The 1077-nt window shown below is 40.5% G+C and carries 2 protein-coding genes; one reads left to right on the forward strand and one right to left on the reverse strand.

Annotated elements, in window-relative coordinates:
* Window positions 1-63 (reverse strand): ESPR-type extended signal peptide-containing protein (locus A7090_RS27395; RefSeq protein ID WP_206748398.1); only part of this gene is annotated, 63 nt, incomplete at its 3' end.
* An 806-nt stretch (window positions 64-869) separates the two neighbouring features.
* On the opposite strand from A7090_RS27395, the gene A7090_RS22310 reads away from it, so the two are divergent.
* A partial coding sequence (locus A7090_RS22310; RefSeq protein WP_198599610.1) for a transposase occupies window positions 870-1077 on the forward strand: 208 nt, incomplete at its 3' end.

Below are 1077 nucleotides of genomic sequence, written 5' to 3' on the forward strand. Positions count from 1 at the left end.
TTCGGAGACAGCAATCAGGCTTTTAGTTATATGGCAATATTTCAGGGAGTATATTTTATTCATGGTTTCCAACTCAACGTTCTGGAGCAAGAATAGTCATAACTCGGGTTATTATTGAATCGTGATACAGTGCCGAATGGGATAATATATTTTTTACATCAGCATATTTGCAGATTATTCAAATGTCAAGTAGACACAGCGAGTGTGTTTGTGTCAAGCTTCAAAAAAAGAAACAATAAATATTTAATATTTATATTCGTTTTTTAATAATGAGAGGAGGATAATCGCAGGAATGAAAACTAAATCATTTCACTGGCAGTGATAAATCCGAATCTTTCCTCTTCCTGACTCCTGGAGGGATGGGCACATTTGAGAGCGTGTAAAGCCACTCTTCTGGTCTCAGCTCGCAGAGGGCAATTATGGTTACAGAGACTTAACATCTGCATTAGACAGCTATATTGTGACCATATCAGTGAGCTTTGGGAAACTCTCCGGAGAGAAAATGCAGTGCTGAGCACATGGCTTTGTAGCTGTGAAATGGTATGTTGATAAACATGCAATGATTGTTATTTTTTTCCAAAAATAAGCAGAGGTATAGCAGTAAATATCGTTGCTCACTTAGGGGGGCTGGCATGATAAACTTTACGTAGTGTACGATGAACTTATCAAAGATGAATTACCACTCCTGAAAGTGGAGGTGCAATTCATTTTCAGAGGAATAGCTATCATAAATGTTATAAGGGAGATGAAAATATAATATGACTGTCGCCCCGGGAGTAAGGCTGCACACGCGTCAAAGAGACTGTAATTTAAATTGTGTATCTGCCTGTTTTTGATATGTTCACTCCAACACCGGAGACAGGCAAATTATGGACGAAAATAAACTCAAAGCGCTGGCGGCTGAACTGGCTAAGGGCCTTAAAACCGAAGCTGATATTAACCCGTTTTCCCGTATGCTGACCAAGCTGACCGTCGAAACGGCGCTCAATGCAGAGCTGACTGACCATCTCGGGTATGAGAAAAATGCGCCTGAAAAAGGCTCTAATACCCGCAATGGCTACTCGTCAAAAACGCTGC

Source organism: Escherichia sp. MOD1-EC7003 (assembly GCF_002965065.1).
Lineage (GTDB): Bacteria > Pseudomonadota > Gammaproteobacteria > Enterobacterales > Enterobacteriaceae > Escherichia.